This window comes from Prevotella sp. kh1p2 (assembly GCF_900111525.1).
GTDB lineage: Bacteria > Bacteroidota > Bacteroidia > Bacteroidales > Bacteroidaceae > Prevotella.
Genome location: NZ_FOHY01000007.1, coordinates 133,898 through 149,727 on the forward strand (window position 1 = coordinate 133,898; position 15,830 = coordinate 149,727).

Below are 15,830 nucleotides of genomic sequence, written 5' to 3' on the forward strand. Positions count from 1 at the left end.
GAAAGCTGAAAACATGGGCTGAAACGCAAACTGCTGGTTTTCAGCGGTTTAAGAAAATGCTGATTTTCGGCTCATTCCGGCCCTTCAACGGCGCCGGAGAAAACCCGAGCCGTTGCTGCAGGGCGTTTCGTAAAACATTATTGCCGTGATTTACGTTCCCCGCTCACGGTTTGATGTACCGCCCCACGAAGCCTGCAACCACGGCGGAGTACTCACTGCGGTGGTCTTGATAGCTGCGGGCGTGGGCCGAACCGCGGCCTGTCCAGAGCTGCTTGGGCTGCGGCTTGGCGTCGTAAAGCCTGCGCAGCATGGCGTAGGGCACGTAGGTATCGGCGTCGCCGTGGATGAAGAGCATCGGCCTATGGCACCGGCTGACCTGCCGCAGGGGCGAGGCCTGGCCGAAACTCCAGCCGTAACGCGCCTTGCAAAGGGCCGAGGTGGTGTAGAGAAGGGGAAATTCGGGCAGGCCGAACATATCGTGCAGCTGGTGCGAGAACTCGTCCCACACGCTGGTGTAGCCGCAATCTTCGACGTAGCACTTCACGTAAGGGGGCACCGCTTCGCCCGAAACGTCCATCACGGTGGCCGCCCCCATCGAGATGCCGTGCACCACCTGGCGCGTTGTACCGGTGGAGTCGGCGAACAGACTGTCGGCCACGGCCAGCCAGCGCAGCACGTCGTGGCGCTCGTTCCAGCCCATCTCCACGGCCTTACCTTCGCTGCGGCCGTGCGCATGCAGGTCGGGCAGCAGCACGTTGTAGCCCATCAGGGCGTAAATGTGGGCTATGTGGAGCATGCCCACGGCACTGTCCTTGTAGCCGTGCACCAGCACCGCCACCCTGCCAGTGGGCCTCGGAGCGCGTGCGTAGAGGGCGTGGTGGCGCTCGCCGGGGCGCATGAGCACCGTCGTGTCGTGCAGGGCGCGGTGCTGCATCAGGCTGTCGAGCCATGGACGGAGCTCGGGGTTCTCCTCCAGTACGGTGTTGTAGCTGCCCTGCACGTCGCGGCCGTGCATCTCGCCGGGCAGGAGTGCGAAGTCGAGCATGTAGAAGCTGCCGCCCGCCAGCACCGTTACGGCGAGCAGCAGGAGCGCCAGGAGGCTGCGCTTCAGGACCTTCTTCATGCTTGCTCCTTGTTTTCGGCGCCCACGAGTTCCTGCAACACCTCCTTGTCTTCGGCCTTGCCGTGCACCTTGAAGCGGTCGAAGCCCAGTCCGTAGGCACCTATCACGGCGCTCTGGCTTACGAAGGCATTGGGGTCTATGTCGTCAATGAGGCGGAAGATGGCGTTCGATTCGCTCTTCTTCGCAATCACGAAGAGGGCCTGCACCTTCTGTCCAGAGTAGAAACCGTGGCCGTCGAAGACCGTGCAACCGCGCTGCACAATCTGGTTCACGGCCTTGCCGATGAGCTCGTATTTATCGGAGATGATGAAGAACTGCACCGAGCGGCGCATGGAGTTCACTACCTGGTCAACGCAGAAGCTGGCAACAAAGAGCAGTACATAGCCGTAGAGAACCTTCTCCCAGTCGTGAAGAACGAGGTAACTGGAGGTGATGATGACGAGATCACACATCAGGATGATGCGCCCCAGGGAGATATCACGGTACTTGTTCACCATCGCCGCGATGATATCGGAGCCCCCCGTGCTGCCTCCGGCGCCAAGTCCAAGACCCACACTGCCGCCCCAGAAGGCGCCTCCTACTATGAGAGCCATGAACTTCTGGTCGGCTAAAAGGTGCGTGCCTGCGGCATAATGCTGCAGAACTCCTGAGAAGAGCGTGAACAGCAGGACAGCATAGATGGTCTTGAGGCAGAACCGCCAGCCCAGCACTCGCAGTGCCACGACCAGCAACAGGGCGTTAAGACCCATGTAGGTTACCTGTACGGGCAGCCCTGTTCCCCAGTAAACCACCGACGCAATGCCCGGAATGCCGCCCGTGGTGATTTCGTTGGGCAGCAGAAAGACAACCCACCCGGTGGCTCCCAGCAGCATGGCAAGCGCCAGCAAGACATAATCCTTGAGTTCCCGATAGAAAGACCGGCGCCCCTGACGCCTGTTTTCAATTTTCATACTATAAGACTTTAATGATTGCAAAATTAGCATTTTTATTCCATTGGGCACCAAGGGTACGGATTATTTTTTGTACTTTTGCATCCGTCTTCAACGTTTTTATGTATTTTACTGTATGAATATAGAGAACCAAATATGCCGTGCGGTCGTTGCCGCCGTTAAGGAGCTGTACGGCCAGGACGTGCCTGCCACGATGGTGCAGCTGCAAAAGACCAAAGCCACTTTTGAGGGTCATCTCACGCTGGTGGTGTTTCCGTTCCTCAAGCTATCGCACAAGAAGCCCGACGAAACGGCACAGGAGCTGGGCCGCTACATAGCCGAAAGCTGCCCTGCCGTGGCCAAGTACAACGTGGTTGGCGGCTTCCTGAACCTCGTCATCGCCCCCGCGGCGTGGATGGGGTTGCTCTCCGACATCGATGCCGATGAGCACTTCGGCCATAAAAAGGCCGGAGACGGTGCCCCGCTGGTAATGATAGAGTACTCATCGCCCAACACCAACAAGCCTCTCCATCTGGGTCACGTGCGCAACAACCTGCTGGGATGGTCGCTCGCACAGATTATGGAGGCCAACGGTAACAAGGTTGTGAAGACCAATATCGTAAATGACCGCGGCATACACATCTGCAAGTCCATGCTGGCATGGCTCAAGTGGGGCAACGGCATCACACCGGAAACGGCCCACAAGAAGGGCGATCACCTAATTGGTGACTTCTATGTAGAGTTCGACAAGCACTATAAAGCCGAGTGCGAGCAGCTGAAGCAGCAGTTTACAGCTGCCGGGATGGATGCCGAGAAGGCCGAGGAAAAGGCCAGGAACGAGGCTCCGCTCATCAGGGAAGCCCACGAGATGCTCGTAAAATGGGAACAGGGAGACCCCCAGGTGCGCGCACTCTGGCAGCAGATGAACGGCTGGGTGTACGCCGGCTTCGATGAAACGTACAAGGCGCTGGGCGTGAGTTTCGACAAGATATACTACGAATCAAATACCTACCTCGAGGGAAAAAAGAAGGTGGAAGAAGGACTCAGCAAGGGTATCTTCTTCAGAAAGGATGACAACAGCGTATGGGCAGACCTGACGAAAGAGGGTCTTGACCAGAAGCTGTTGCTCCGTTCTGACGGCACCTCGGTGTATATGACGCAGGATATCGGCACGGCCGAGATGCGTTACCACGACTTCCCCATCGACAAGATGATATATGTGGTGGGCAACGAGCAGAACTATCACTTCCAGGTTCTGTCCATCCTGCTCGACCGGTTGGGCTTCAAATGGGGCAAGGACCTCATCCACTTCTCCTACGGAATGGTGGAGCTGCCCAACGGAAAGATGAAGTCGAGGGAGGGAACGGTGGTTGATGCCGACGATCTGATAGCCCAGATGACGGCCGAGGCACGCCGGACAAGCGACGAGCTGGGCAAGTTCAACGACATGGGTGAGGACGAGAAGCAGGACATAGCACGCATAGTAGGCCTGGGAGCGCTGAAGTATTTCATCCTCAAAGTTGACGCCCGGAAGAACATGCTCTTCAATCCGGCCGAGAGTATCGACTTCAACGGCAACACTGGTCCGTTCATTCAGTACACTTATGCACGCATCCGCTCCATCATGCGCAAGGCAAGTGAGCAGCCGCAAGCCGGCAGCAACGGCCCCGAAGATGACTACACGCCCAACGAGAAGGAAGTGGCACTCATCCAGAAGATGAACGAATACGGCGCTGCCGTTAAGGATGCAGGCGAGAACTACAACCCTGCAGGCATTGCCAACTACTGCTACGAACTCACCAAGGAGTTCAACCAGTTCTACCACGACTACAGTATTCTGAACGCCGAGACCCCCAGCACCAAGCGTTTCCGCGTGCTGCTGGCCCGCAATGTGGCCAAAGTAATCAGGAACGGCATGGCACTTCTGGGCATCGAAGTACCGGAGAGAATGTAAAATATAGAGCCTACCCCCGCCCTCCCAAAGGGAGGGAGCCTTACGAATTAGGACTAGGAAGATGAATTGTGATGGAGAAGAAGCATTTTGACTACGAAACCGGAGACCCTGTTCACTATTCTCTACTCAAGAAGATGGCGGCCGAAAACAAGCTGTTTGCTACCGACGCGGAACGTGCTTTGTGGAGTATGCTGAAAGCAAACAACATCGGTCTCAAGTTCAGAAGGCAGCATATCATCGGCGATTACATCGTAGATTTCGTTAATTTAAGCCACAAACTCATCGTCGAAGTAGACGGAAAATACCACTTCAAGGGTGAACAGCCTGTGAAAGACGCCATCCGCACCGAAGAACTTCGGCAAAAGGGATACCACATGTTGCGGCTTACAAACGACGAAGTAATAGGCAACAGCTTTCAGGTAATCAACAAGATAAAGAAGAAAATCATGGAAATAGACAACGCCCAACCACAAAGCCCCCTCCCTCTTGGGAGGGTTGGGGTAGGCTCTGGCATTGATCTGTCTGCTTGGGCTGTGGATGCAGCCTGCTCGGGCAACCCTGGACCGATGGAATATCAGGCCATCGACCTGGCCACGGGGGCCGTTGTATTCCACTACGGGCCTGTTCACGGCACCAACAACATAGGCGAATTCCTTGCCATTGTTCACGCCCTGGCGCTCATGGAGCAACGGGGCATCAAGGACAAAGCCATCTACAGCGACAGCTACAACGCCATTCTGTGGGTCAGGAAGAAGCAATGCAAGACCAAGCTCGCACGCACCCCGCAAACCGAACAGCTCTACCAGGTAATAGCAAGAGCCGAAGCGTGGCTGCGCACCCACACCATCACCACGCCCATACTTAAATGGGAGACGAAGCAATGGGGCGAGATACCAGCCGACTTCGGCCGCAAATAGCTTCTTGTTTCGAGCTTCAGCGCACGAACTTACGCCCTATCCAGCCATCGACTGAATACTTTCCGGGCCCTGCGATGAACAACAGAGCGAACACGACCAGGTAGAGGAACGCCAGTTCTCCATCGGCCACGGAGCCTCCGTGCACTGTCACAAAGGCCACGAGCATGGTGAACATCATCGGAATAACGGCCAAACGGCTCAACAGTCCGAACACGAAAGCCAGCGAGCAAACCAGCTCTCCGAAGATGCCAAGCGCCAGCGAGACGTCGCCACCCACACCCAGCGGGTCGGGAAACTGTGCAGACATGGTGCTGAAGTTCATCAGTTTCTCCAGTCCGTGGCGCGCTAACAGCAGTCCGAATATCACTCTCGAGGCCAGCAACAGGGCCGACACTTTCTTGTCTTCATCCCCAACGGGGAATATGTAACGTAATAATTTCATCTTTGTCTTGTTTTAAATTCAACGGCAAAGATACGCATTTAGCTTCAAATCTCCATCTTTCTTGTTGTAAAAAGTACAACATCAACCGCAAAATACCATGATTGTGGTAGACCCGACAGCCATCAGCCACTATATTATATAAGGTATATCTCATTCCCGCCGCTGCCCTTTCAGGGTGCCGGAAGCATCGTTCAGGAACTTTCGACACCTGTCACACAATCGTTCGACACTTGTCGCACATGAATGCAACACCTGTCGAAAGTTCCGACTTGCCATCAACAACATCCCGTTATCAAACGGATTGAAACTTAAATGCTCCGCTTTGTGACCTTTGCTTCTTAAAAAAGAAAGATTAGGAGGGAGCGGTTTCCGCTGCAAGATAACAATTTCCAAACATTTGGTCATCCCCTCCTCCGCCTCCCCTTTCCAAGGGGAGGATACCAGTTTGCTTCTTAGCAAAGCGTTGCTTGCTTGTTTGCACAAACCAGCAAACCTGCAGCAACGCTTCCTCCCCTTAGAAAGGGGAGGTTAGGAGGGGATGATTTATCCACTTTCTTTGCCAATAGCTGCCTTCTGGTCATCCCCTCCTCCGCCTCCCCTTTCCAAGGGGAGGATACCAGTTTGTTTCTTAGCAAAGCGTTGCTTGCTTGTTTCCACAAACCAGTAAACCTGCAGCAACGCTTCCTCCCCTTAGAAAGGGGAGGTTAGGAGGGGATGATTAAAGGGGAAAAACTAATCTTAAAAGACCCTGCCTGCACAACTATCTGGCGGCGGGAACATAGGTGATGATGGTGCGGCCATCGTATTCGGCGCGGCTTCTGACTGTTGCCGAAGCGGGGATGGAGGGCGCCGGAGTGCCGCCACCGGTGCTTACGGGCGCCGTCTCCACGCGCAGTTCGTCCCACAGTCCGGCCTCGATAAAGCTCTGCAGCGTGCGGGCGCCGCCCTCCACCATCAGGCTCTGCTTCTTTTCTTCATACAAGTGGGCCAGCACTCCTTGGATAGAAGACTGCCACTCTGCACCCGCAGCCGTGGTGCTCAGCACCATGCGCTCGGGCGAAGGACCGCTCCAGAGGCGCACATCGAGGCCGGGATGCTCCCTCTCGTTGGTCACCCGCCCCACCAGAATGGCGTCGTACTCGCTCCGCAGCTTGTGTACAAGCATGCGGGTGAAGGCCGACGAGAAGGCAAAGGCGCGCCCGTGGTCGTCGAGAAAGCCGTCGGCCGACTGCGCCCATTTAAGCAGTATGTACGGCCGTTGGCGCGTATTGAAGGTAAAGAAGCGACTGTTCAGCTCCTTGCACTCGGGCTCCAGCACGCCCACCGTAACGTCTATGCCGGCCTGGCGCAGCTTTTCGACGCCGCGCCCCTGCACCTTACTGAAGGGGTCTATGCACCCGCAAACCACCCGGTGCACGCCCTTGCGGATGATGAGGTCGGCACAGGGCGGCGTCTTACCGTAGTGCGAGCACGGCTCCAGGCTCACGTAGAGCGTGGCGCGGGGCACGAGTGGCTCGTCTTGTGGTGCCACGGAGGCAAAGCAGTTAACCTCGGCATGGCCCTCGCCACAGCGCACATGGTAGCCCTCTCCTATGATGCGGCCGCCCTCCACGAGCACAGCGCCCACCATGGGGTTGGGCTTCGCGTTCGCTCTTCCATTGAGGGCAAGCTGAATACAGCGGCGCATGTATTTTTCGTCTGTTTCCTTTTGCGTCATCACTTGTTTTTTCTTATCTTTGCACGGATATGACATTTAACGAACTCTGGCACCGACTAACGCCCCTGTACGATGAAGGCGAGGCGAAAGCTATTGTCCGGACAGTGCTCGAAGTGCGCTTCGGACTGTCGCTGACAGATATCTACACGGGCAAAGTTACACAATTATCGGCAGACGAAAGCCTTTTTCTGAACGAAATGATGACCACACTCCAAAAAGGCGTTCCGGTGCAGTACGTGCTTCGCCGGGCCGACTTTGGCGGACGGGAGTTCCGTGTCAGGCCCGGCGTACTCATTCCCCGGCCCGAGACTTACGAGCTTTGCGAGTGGATAACGCACGATGCAACGGCCCCGACCGGTGCCGACGGCGCCGCCGGAACAGCCGTTCTCGACATTGGAACGGGCTCCGGCTGCATCGCGATAACCCTCGCCCTCAACGTTCCCGGCGCCAAGGTAACGGCGTGGGACATCTCTTCTGCCGCCCTCGCCGTGGCCCGCGAGAACGCCGAGGCACTGGGGGCAAAGGTTCGCCTGCGCCGGCAGGACGCCCTGCAGCCGCCCGATGACAAGGCGCGGTGGGACATCATCGTGAGCAATCCGCCCTACATCTGCCGGCAGGAGGCGCAGACCATGGCCCGCAACGTGCTGGAGCACGAGCCCCGGGAGGCGCTCTTCGTGCCCGATGGCGACCCTTTGCGCTTCTACCGGGCCATCTCCGGCTACGCCGTACACGCCCTGCGGCCGGGCGGAAGCCTGTATTTTGAAATCAACCCGCTCTACGCCGAGGCCGTTGAAGACATGCTCCGCGAACATGGGTTCACGCAAACGGAGACCCGGACCGACAGTTTCGGCAAGCGTAGAATGACCAAAGCAACCGCCAAATGAAACCTATAACCGAACAGGAAGCACTCAGCAAGCTCACCGCCCTGTGCTCGCGGGCCGAGCACTGCAGCGGAGAGATGCTGGAAAAGATGCGCCAGTGGGGCCTCGACGAGCAGGCCCAGGCACGCGTCATGGCGTATCTCGTGAAAGAGAAGTACGTTGACGACGAGCGTTACACGCGCTTCTTTGTGCGCGACAAGATACATTATAACAAGTGGGGGCGCCGCAAGGTGGAGCAGGCTCTGTACCTCAAGCACGTTGACAAGTCCGTTTACGGCCCCGTGCTCGACGAGGTTTCCGACGCAGAATACATCGAACAGCTGCGCCCGCTCATTGCTTCAAAGCGCCGCAGCATGAAGGCAGGCAGCGACTACGAGCTCAACATGAAGCTCATTCGCTTTGCTTTAGGCCGCGGCTTCACTATGGACATCATCCGTCAGGTGCTCGATGTAGACGAATAACGACACCCATCACCTCCTCACCCAACACCCATCACCCAACACCTAACACCATGCCAAGCCTCTGGACCCGCATCTTCGACCTGCTGGCACCACGCCATTGCGTGATGTGCGGGGGGCGTCTGGCCATCGGAGAGCAGATAATCTGCACGCGCTGCAACCTCCATCTGCCCCGCACGGGCTTCGGTCGCAGCGCCTACGACAACGAGATGGCGCGCATGTTCTGGGGCAGGATGGCCGTTGAACGGTGCGCGGCGCTGTTCTACTACAGAGCAGGAGCCGAGGCGAGCCGCATTATCTACGAGCTCAAGTACCGTCGGCGGGCCGAGATAGGGCTGCAGATGGGCGCCATGACGGCGCGCGAACTCATGGGCGGAGGCTTCTTCGAGGGCATAGAACTCATTGTTCCCGTGCCGCTGGCACGCGCCAGGGTGAGGGAGCGGGGCTACAACCAGAGCCTGCTCATAGCCCAAGGCATCGGCCGGGTAACGGGCATCGGCGTGGCCGACGACGTGGTTGAGCGCACCAACTTCACAGAGAGTCAGACGCAGAAGCACCGCTGGCAGCGCATGGAGAACGTGGAGGGAGCCTTCACGCTGCGGCGTCCGGAGGCGCTGACGGGTCGCCACGTGCTGCTTGTAGACGACGTTGTGACCACCGGCTCCACCATTTGTTCCCTCGCCACCGAGCTCAATAAGGCGGGCAACGTGAAGTTCAGCGTGCTCTCCCTGGGCTTTGTCACCATGCAGCTGTAGTCCGCTCCCATCGCTGCCGATAATTTCCATTTACTTAAAGACAGAGTAGCTGGTGGTTTGAGACAGAGTAATCTTATTTTAAAGACAGAGTAACAGAGTATTATTTTCGTTGCTTTGGTGGGTTTGAGACAGCGTAACAGAGGAGCTTTGGGGTTGTAGGACGAGTGAAAGATGGTAGGAGTATATAGGAGAAATTCGGCAATAAGGCTAACTGGTATCCTCCCCTTGGAAAGGGGAGGCGGAGGAGGGGATGACCTGATGGGTGCAACTCCCAACCCTCCTGCTGCAATCATCCCCTCCTAACCTCCCCTTTCTAAGGGGAGGAACCATTGCTGCAAATCTTCTTTTGATTATTCCCAGACCTTAAAAGACAGAGTAACAGAGTAACGTAAGTAATCACATAAAAACGTTGGGACGCTGTTTTTAGAAATCAAGCGATAACCGATGTTAAAGCTGTAGCAGCGGTTCCTCCCCTTAGAAAGGGGAGGTTAGGAGGGGATGATTTCCCTTGCAGCTTTGCTATTTGTTGCTATCAGGTCATCCCCTCCTCCGCCTCCCCTTTCTAAGGGGAGGATACCAGTTAGCCCTCTCGCTACATTTCTCCTATATACTCCTACCATCTTTCACTCGTCCTACAACCCCAAAGCTCCTCTGTTACGCTGTCTCAAACCCACCAAAGCAACGAAAAGAAATACTCTGTTACTCTGTCTTTAAAACACCAAAGCAACGAAAAGAATACTCTGTTACTCTGTCTTTAAAACACCAAAGCTACGAAAAGAATACTCTGTTACTCTGTCTTTAAAATAAGATTACTCCGTCTCAAAACCCATGAAAATGATGTCTCGCGGAACGGCCGTGTACAGACGGGTTTGGCGAAGGTGCCTTTCAAGCCCCTTGATGCTATCCTTCAAGGGGCTTGAAGGTACCAGTCAAGAGGCTTGAAAGGCACCTCCGGGAAAACCGCACCTGGCAGGGCCGAAAGCTGAAAGAAACCTAAAAAACGGCAACTGCTGACCTGCATCTGCAAGATTTGCATTATCTTTGTAAACTGATAATACCTCAACGACAACAAAAAGATGGATAAACTGAAGACTGACTTTGCCTCGAAGCTACTCGAAATCAAAGCCATCAAGCTGCAGCCGCAGGCTCCTTTCACCTGGGCTTCTGGCTGGAAATCACCTTTCTACTGCGATAACCGCAAGACACTCTCCTTTACCAACATCCGCAACTACGTGAAGCTGGAGCTCGTGCACGCCGTTCTGGCCAACTTCCCCGAGGCCGAAGCCGTGGCAGGTGTGGCCACCGGGGCCATTGCTCAGGGCGCGCTGGTGGCCGACGAGCTGAACCTGCCCTTCGTGTACGTGCGCTCAAAGGCCAAGGACCACGGCATGGGCAACCTCATTGAGGGCGAGATAGAGCCGGGAAAGAAAGTGGTGGTGGTGGAAGACCTTATCTCTACGGGCGGCTCTTCGCTCAAGGCAGTGGATGCCTTGCGCCAACACGGCTGCCAGGTGGTGGGCATGGTGGCCTCGTACACGTACGGTTTTCCCGTTGCCGCCAAGGCTTTTGAGGACGCCGGCGTAAGGCTCGTTACCCTGACCGACTACGAGCACGTGGTGGCCGAGGCGCTCCGGACGGGCTACATAGCCGAGACCGACATCCAGCTGCTGCACAACTGGCGCAACGACCCGGCCCACTGGAACGGCTGATTTATCCAACTCTGAAAACCAACGACTATGAGCACCAAATTTGAAAGCACCGTGCGCCGCATTCCCTACGCACAGCAAACGGTCTACAACACGCTGAGCGACCTCCGCAACCTGGAGAAGGTACGCGACAAGATACCCGAGGACAAGCTGGAGGACCTGAGCTTCGACAGCGAGAGCATTACCATCAAGGCCCCCATGGTGGGCGACATCAGGCTCCGCATGGTTGACCGCGAGGAGCCGAAGACCATCAAGTTCGAGACCGAACAGAGCCCCGTGCCCTTCGACTTCTGGATACAGCTGCTGCCGATGGAGGCCGACGCGTGCAAGATGAAGCTCACCATCAAGGCCGAACTCAACCCTTTTATCAAGGGGATGGTGCAGAAACCGCTGCAGGAAGGTATCGAGAAGATAGCCGACATGCTGCAAATGATACATTACGAATAACCAAATGGCGAACAAACTCTGGGAAAAGAACTTCGAAGTCAACAAGGAGATAGAGCGCTTCACGGTGGGACGAGACCGCGAACTCGACCTCTATCTGGCCAAGTACGATGTGCTCGGCTCCATCGCCCACATAACGATGCTGGAGTCAATCGGCCTGCTCGGGGCCGAGGAACTCCGTCAGTTGCTGGCCGAACTCAAAGCTATCTACCGCCTGGCCGAACGCGGCGAGTTCGTGATAGAGGACGGCGTAGAGGACGTGCACTCGCAGGTGGAGCTCCTGCTCACCCGCAAGCTGGGCGACATGGGCAAGAAGATACACAGCGGCCGCTCACGTAACGACCAGGTGCTGGTAGACCTCAAGCTCTTTACCCGCCACGAGCTCAAGGACGTGGTGGATGCAGTAAAGGTGCTGTTCGACGAACTGCAGCACAAGAGTGAGCAGTACCGCCACGTGCTGATGCCCGGTTACACCCACCTGCAGATAGCCATGCCGAGCTCGTTCGGGCTCTGGTTCGGCGCCTATGCCGAGTCTCTGGCCGACGACATGCTGTTCATCCAGGCCGCTTACAGGCTCACCAACCGCAACCCGTTGGGCTCTGCAGCCGGCTACGGCAGCAGCTTTCCGCTCGACAGAGGCATGACCACGCGCCTCCTGGGCTTCGACTCCATGGACTACAACGTGGTTTACGCCCAGATGGGTCGCGGCAAGATGGAGCGCAACGTGGCCTTCGCGCTGGCTTCGGTGGCAGGAACAATGGCCAAGATGGCCTTCGACGCCTGCCTCTTCAACTGCCAGAACTTCGGCTTCATCAGCCTGCCAAAGGAGTGTACGACGGGCTCCAGCATCATGCCTCACAAGAAGAATCCCGACGTGTTTGAGCTTATACGCGCCAAATGCAACAAGATACAGAGCCTTCCGGAGCAGATAATGATGGTGATGAACAACCTTCCGGTGGGCTACTTCCGCGACTTGCAGATTATCAAAGAGATGTTTCTGCCCGCTTTCGGCGAACTGAAGGACTGCCTGCAGATGACGTCCTACATCGTTAACCGCATGGAGGTGAACGAGCATATACTCGACAACGCGATGTACGACCCCATCTTCAGCGTCGAAGAAGTGAACCGGCTGGCCGCTGCGGGCATGCCTTTCCGCGATGCCTACAGGCAAGTGGGGCTGCAGATAGAGGCCGGCACCTTCAAGGCCGACCACAACCTGCACCACACACACGAAGGAAGTATGGGCCGGCTTTGCACCGACGAGATACGTGAACTGATGGACCGCACCATCGCCGGGTTCCACTTCGAGCGCATGGAGCAGGCCGAAAAAGACCTGTTAGCATGAAAACAGCCCTCCGTTTAGCCTGCCTGCTGGCTGTCGCAGCGCTGCTCGGCCTCTCTGCATCGTGCGGAGACGCGGAGTACGAGTACAGCAGCAAGCCCTGCTTTCTGGTCATAGACAACGGCGTGAGGCAGAATGTTACGCTCTCGCAGGCCATGACGCAGCACGCCGGAGTTTACGTTACCATTCGCCAAATCAGCCGAGCAGGCGCGCGCTACTTCAGCTTCACGAGCAATCAGGGCACCTCTTCGGAGGCTATCTTCAACGCCGTTGACGAGCGGAACCATTACATCCTGGGCCAGAACAACGGCCTCATCGTAGGCTACGGGTCGTCGATAGACGGCATCCTGTACGCCTTCGACGCCGAATGTCCTAACTGTTTCAGCCCCGAGAGCATACCCCTGAAGAGCTATCCGCTGACCGTTGACGGCAACGGCACGGCCACCTGCGCCACCTGCAGGCGCCATTACGACCTCAACCAGGGCGGCATCGTCACGGCCGGAGACCCCGGCAAGAAGCTCATCCGCTATCCTGCCACCACCACGGGGCCGTTCGGCGTGCTGAGAGTTAACTAAGTCCGGCCCCGCCGGAGGCCACCAACCATGGGCCCGCTGCGGCCTTTGCATCATCCGGAATACAAGAACCCAAACATCAAAATCTATCAAAAAGCCAAACAATCTATGAAAAAAATCATCCTCGCACTTACCGCCTGGCTCATGCTCTCGCTGCCGGCAGCGGCACAGGTAAACGGCAAACCCTTCGTTGTTCCGGAGCTCACGCAGTGGGCCGGCACACAAGGAACGCTCACGCCATCGGGCAGCATCGTCGTCAGGTCGGCACAGCTGCAGGCCCTCGGCAGGCAGTTTGCAGCCGACTACGAGCTCCTTACGGGCCACGCCCTGGCCGTGAAGAAGGGCAAACCGGCTGAAGGAGACTTTGTACTCCAGCTTACCAAGGACAAGGAACTGGGCCAGGAAGGCTACCGGCTGGACATTGCCGACCGCATCACCCTTACCGCCAACACCGCCAAAGGTGCCTTCTGGGGCACCCGCACCTTGCTGCAGATGAGCGAACAGCACACTGCACTGCCCAAAGGGCGGGCCACCGACATCCCTCAATACAAGATGCGCGGCTTCATGATAGACGTGGGGCGCAAGTTCGTGCCCATGAGCTACCTGCGCGACCTGGTCAAGATGATGGCCTACTACAAAATGAACGCCCTGCAAATTCACCTGAACGACAACGGCTTCAGGCAGTTCTTCGACAACGACTGGATGAAGACGTCGGCCGCATTCAGGCTCGAGAGCAACACCTACCCGGGCCTCACGGCCAAAGACGGCAGCTATACGAAGAGGGAATTCGTGGACTTACAGAAGGAAGCCGAACAGCTGCAGGTGGAAATCATACCCGAGATTGACGCCCCGGCCCACGTGCTCGCCTTTACGCACTACATGCCCGAGCTGGGTTCCAAGAAGTATGGCATGGACCACTTCGACCTCAGCAACCCCAAGGTATATGACTTCATGGACGGCTTGTTCAAAGAGTATGTGGGCGGAAAAGACCCTGTTTTCCGTGGCCCGCGCGTGAACATAGGAACCGATGAGTACTCTAACGCCGACCAGGAGGTGGTAGAACAGTTCCGTGCCTTTACCGACCGGTACCTGGCTCTGATGCAGCAGTACGGCAAGCAGCCCATGATATGGGGCTCGCTCACCCACGCCAAGGGCACCACTCCCATCCGTCACGAGAACGTGCTGATGGGGTTGTGGTCAGAGGACTATGCCAACCCGACCGAAATGAAGAAGCTCGGATTCCGCCTCTTGAGTATTCCGGACGGCTTGGTGTACATCGTTCCGGCCGCCGGATACTACTACGACTACCTCAACTGCAAGTATCTGTACGACAACTGGACACCAGCAGTGGTTGGCAGCACGCGCTTCGAGGAGCAGGACCCATCGCTCGAAGGCGGCATGTTTGCCGTTTGGAACGACCACTACGGCAACGGCATCTCGACCAAGGACATACACGACCGCGTCTTCCCGGCCCTGCAGACCATTGCAGTCAAGTGCTGGACGGGGCGCCACACATCGCTTCCGTACAACGACTTCGATGCTGCACGCCGGCTGCTGCATGAGGCTCCGGGCGTTAACCAGGCCGGCCAGCTGCCCACTGCCTCGTTTACCATAGCCCGCGTAGAAGCCGGCAAGCCACTCGCAGGCCTGCCCACGGCTGCCGGCTACGGCCCTGTGACAGAGGCCGGTTACGGCAACAGCGTGAGCTTCGACGTCGACTGCCGCCCCGAGAGCTTAGGAACAGTGCTGCTGGAGAGCCCCAACAGCACCTTCTACCTGTCGACTCCGGGCACCGGAAGGCTGGGATTTGCCCGCGACGGCTATCTGAACAGCTTCAACTACAAGCTGCCCGAGAGCGGCAAAGTGTCTATCCGCATCGAGATGACGCCCAGAGAGACCCGCCTCTTTGTGAACGGCAAGCGCCGCGAAGTGCTCGGTGAGCAGACGGCCTACGTGCTCCATAACGCCACGCCGCTGCAAACCATGCCCGATGCCGCGTTCCACACGTCGGTCTTCCTGCCCGGAGCAGCCATCCATTACCAGCGCACCCTGTTCTTCCCCTTGCAGCACGCAGGCAACTTCAAGAGCACCGTAACCGGGCTGACGGTGGCAAAGATGTAGCCAACACCCATCACCCTGCCACCCAACACCCATCACCCAGGAACTTTCGACACTTGTCGCATAATCATTCGACAGGTGTCGCACAATCGTTCGACAAGTGTCGAAAGTTCCTGCTCCTATCCTTCGGCCCCGGCGGAGCTGTCCTGTCCTGGATTTAGTTGACAGTTTTTGTAGTTAAATGTTCTTTAGGTTGACAATAAATTTCTTATGTGGAAATATAGTTGTCAGGTTTTTCTGTTAAGTGCACTTTGGGTTGATAGCTGTCTTCCGGGTGCAAAGTTAATCATTTTCTGTTTTCTGCGGACTCTTTGACCTCTTTATTTTAAGTGAAACGTTGAATTGATGAAAAACACCGGGGGGCGGCCTTGCGGCCGGGGGCTCGCAGCCCCCGGGAGCCTCTGTGGCTGTCATGCGGCCAGGGAAAGGAGCCGCTGCATCTCTTCCAGGGGTGTGCGCATGTCCAGGCTCT

14 protein-coding genes are annotated in these 15,830 nt (G+C 56.9%); 10 read left to right on the forward strand and 4 right to left on the reverse strand.

Annotated elements, in window-relative coordinates; all coding sequences use genetic code 11:
* Positions 1 to 163: 163 nt before the first annotated feature.
* The gene (locus BMW31_RS05880; RefSeq protein WP_091822443.1) at positions 164 to 1,123 is read right to left on the reverse strand and encodes an alpha/beta hydrolase; all 960 of its coding nucleotides are present in this window, start codon (positions 1,121 to 1,123) and stop codon (positions 164 to 166) included.
* On the reverse strand, positions 1,120 to 2,073 hold the full coding sequence (locus tag BMW31_RS05885; RefSeq protein ID WP_091822447.1) for a YitT family protein: 954 nt from the start codon (positions 2,071 to 2,073) through the stop codon (positions 1,120 to 1,122). Before BMW31_RS05885 ends, BMW31_RS05880 begins: the two co-directional genes overlap by 4 nt.
* Before the next feature lie 115 nt (positions 2,074 to 2,188).
* On the opposite strand from BMW31_RS05885, the gene argS reads away from it, so the two are divergent.
* Complete coding sequence (gene argS, locus BMW31_RS05890; RefSeq protein WP_091822450.1) at positions 2,189 to 4,006, forward strand: arginine--tRNA ligase; 1,818 nt, start codon at positions 2,189 to 2,191, stop codon at positions 4,004 to 4,006.
* A gap of 71 nt (positions 4,007 to 4,077) precedes the next feature.
* Complete coding sequence (locus tag BMW31_RS05895) at positions 4,078 to 4,923, forward strand: DUF559 domain-containing protein (RefSeq protein WP_091822453.1); 846 nt, start codon at positions 4,078 to 4,080, stop codon at positions 4,921 to 4,923.
* A gap of 16 nt (positions 4,924 to 4,939) precedes the next feature.
* Here the strand turns inward: BMW31_RS05895 and BMW31_RS05900 are convergent, their stop codons facing one another.
* Positions 4,940 to 5,365: a DoxX family protein gene (locus tag BMW31_RS05900; RefSeq protein WP_091822457.1), complete on the reverse strand. Its 426-nt coding sequence runs from the start codon at positions 5,363 to 5,365 to the stop codon at positions 4,940 to 4,942.
* A 760-nt stretch (positions 5,366 to 6,125) separates the two neighbouring features.
* Positions 6,126 to 7,082, reverse strand: coding sequence for a bifunctional diaminohydroxyphosphoribosylaminopyrimidine deaminase/5-amino-6-(5-phosphoribosylamino)uracil reductase RibD (ribD, locus tag BMW31_RS05905; RefSeq protein WP_091822519.1), 957 nt, complete (start codon positions 7,080 to 7,082; stop codon positions 6,126 to 6,128).
* Between the two features lie 29 nt (positions 7,083 to 7,111).
* Between ribD and prmC the strand changes: the two genes are divergently transcribed.
* The 8 genes from prmC (at position 7,112) to BMW31_RS05945 (ending at position 15,361) form a co-directional block, all read left to right on the forward strand.
* On the forward strand, positions 7,112 to 7,966 hold the full coding sequence (gene prmC, locus BMW31_RS05910) for a peptide chain release factor N(5)-glutamine methyltransferase (protein ID WP_091822461.1): 855 nt from the start codon (positions 7,112 to 7,114) through the stop codon (positions 7,964 to 7,966).
* On the forward strand, positions 7,963 to 8,424 hold the full coding sequence (locus BMW31_RS05915; RefSeq protein ID WP_091822465.1) for a regulatory protein RecX: 462 nt from the start codon (positions 7,963 to 7,965) through the stop codon (positions 8,422 to 8,424). Before prmC ends, BMW31_RS05915 begins: the two co-directional genes overlap by 4 nt.
* A 50-nt stretch (positions 8,425 to 8,474) precedes the next feature.
* Entirely contained in the window at positions 8,475 to 9,176 is a 702-nt protein-coding gene (locus BMW31_RS05920) for a ComF family protein (RefSeq protein WP_091822468.1), read from the forward strand.
* Between the two features lie 1,076 nt (positions 9,177 to 10,252).
* Positions 10,253 to 10,885 (forward strand): orotate phosphoribosyltransferase, encoded by a 633-nt coding sequence (gene pyrE / locus BMW31_RS05925; RefSeq protein ID WP_091822471.1) that lies wholly within the window; start codon positions 10,253 to 10,255, stop codon positions 10,883 to 10,885.
* 27 nt (positions 10,886 to 10,912) lie between these two features.
* Positions 10,913 to 11,329, forward strand: a complete 417-nt coding sequence (locus tag BMW31_RS05930) for a polyketide cyclase (protein ID WP_091822474.1) — start codon at positions 10,913 to 10,915, stop codon at positions 11,327 to 11,329.
* 4 nt (positions 11,330 to 11,333) lie between these two features.
* Complete coding sequence (argH, locus tag BMW31_RS05935) at positions 11,334 to 12,671, forward strand: argininosuccinate lyase (protein WP_091822478.1); 1,338 nt, start codon at positions 11,334 to 11,336, stop codon at positions 12,669 to 12,671.
* Positions 12,668 to 13,243, forward strand: coding sequence for a hypothetical protein (locus BMW31_RS05940; protein WP_177166280.1), 576 nt, complete (start codon positions 12,668 to 12,670; stop codon positions 13,241 to 13,243). The genes argH and BMW31_RS05940 overlap by 4 nt, the downstream gene beginning before the upstream one ends.
* 105 nt (positions 13,244 to 13,348) lie before the next feature.
* Positions 13,349 to 15,361 carry a family 20 glycosylhydrolase gene (locus tag BMW31_RS05945; protein ID WP_091822525.1) on the forward strand — a complete coding sequence of 671 codons (2,013 nt, stop codon included), beginning with the start codon at positions 13,349 to 13,351 and terminating at the stop codon, positions 15,359 to 15,361.
* Positions 15,362 to 15,830: the final 469 nt, after the last annotated feature.

What these genes read in the sequence shown, in the direction of transcription:
- BMW31_RS05915 (WP_091822465.1), top strand. Translation starts at nt 7,963, where the DNA reads ATGAAACCTATAACCGAACAGGAAGCACTCAGCAAGCTCACCGCCCTG.
- pyrE (WP_091822471.1), top strand. Translation starts at nt 10,253, where the DNA reads ATGGATAAACTGAAGACTGACTTTGCCTCGAAGCTACTCGAAATCAAA.
- argH (WP_091822478.1), top strand. Translation starts at nt 11,334, where the DNA reads ATGGCGAACAAACTCTGGGAAAAGAACTTCGAAGTCAACAAGGAGATA.
- BMW31_RS05945 (WP_091822525.1), top strand. Translation starts at nt 13,349, where the DNA reads ATGAAAAAAATCATCCTCGCACTTACCGCCTGGCTCATGCTCTCGCTG.
- BMW31_RS05920 (WP_091822468.1), top strand. Translation starts at nt 8,475, where the DNA reads ATGCCAAGCCTCTGGACCCGCATCTTCGACCTGCTGGCACCACGCCAT.
- ribD (WP_091822519.1), bottom strand. Translation starts at nt 7,082, where the DNA reads ATGACGCAAAAGGAAACAGACGAAAAATACATGCGCCGCTGTATTCAG.
- BMW31_RS05895 (WP_091822453.1), top strand. Translation starts at nt 4,078, where the DNA reads ATGGAGAAGAAGCATTTTGACTACGAAACCGGAGACCCTGTTCACTAT.
- argS (WP_091822450.1), top strand. Translation starts at nt 2,189, where the DNA reads ATGAATATAGAGAACCAAATATGCCGTGCGGTCGTTGCCGCCGTTAAG.
- BMW31_RS05940 (WP_177166280.1), top strand. Translation starts at nt 12,668, where the DNA reads ATGAAAACAGCCCTCCGTTTAGCCTGCCTGCTGGCTGTCGCAGCGCTG.
- BMW31_RS05885 (WP_091822447.1), bottom strand. Translation starts at nt 2,073, where the DNA reads ATGAAAATTGAAAACAGGCGTCAGGGGCGCCGGTCTTTCTATCGGGAA.
- BMW31_RS05930 (WP_091822474.1), top strand. Translation starts at nt 10,913, where the DNA reads ATGAGCACCAAATTTGAAAGCACCGTGCGCCGCATTCCCTACGCACAG.
- prmC (WP_091822461.1), top strand. Translation starts at nt 7,112, where the DNA reads ATGACATTTAACGAACTCTGGCACCGACTAACGCCCCTGTACGATGAA.
- BMW31_RS05880 (WP_091822443.1), bottom strand. Translation starts at nt 1,123, where the DNA reads ATGAAGAAGGTCCTGAAGCGCAGCCTCCTGGCGCTCCTGCTGCTCGCC.
- BMW31_RS05900 (WP_091822457.1), bottom strand. Translation starts at nt 5,365, where the DNA reads ATGAAATTATTACGTTACATATTCCCCGTTGGGGATGAAGACAAGAAA.